At 52.3% G+C, this 237-nt stretch carries 1 protein-coding gene; it reads left to right on the forward strand.

Annotated elements, in window-relative coordinates:
* Nucleotides 1-237 (forward strand): FAD-dependent oxidoreductase (locus Q4548_RS17030; RefSeq protein WP_303457281.1); only part of this gene is annotated, 237 nt, incomplete at both ends.

The raw sequence follows: 237 nt of genomic DNA on the forward strand, positions 1-237 counted from the left end.
GTCCACAGGTTGTGGAAGGGTCTGAAGAAATCCTGCCTGCGGATGCGGTGCTGGTTGCTTTTGGCTTTCGTCCAAGCCCTGCGCCCTGGTTCAAGGACTTCGGCATTGAAGTGAACAACTGGGATGGCGTTGTTGCACCAGAAGGCCAGGAATTCAAACATCAAACGACCAATCCGAAGGTTTTTGCCGGTGGTGATATGGTTCGAGGATCTGATTTGGTCGTCACGGCAATATACG

Source organism: Wenyingzhuangia sp. 2_MG-2023, from assembly GCF_030548295.1.
In the GTDB taxonomy this organism is placed as follows: domain Bacteria; phylum Bacteroidota; class Bacteroidia; order Flavobacteriales; family Flavobacteriaceae; genus Wenyingzhuangia.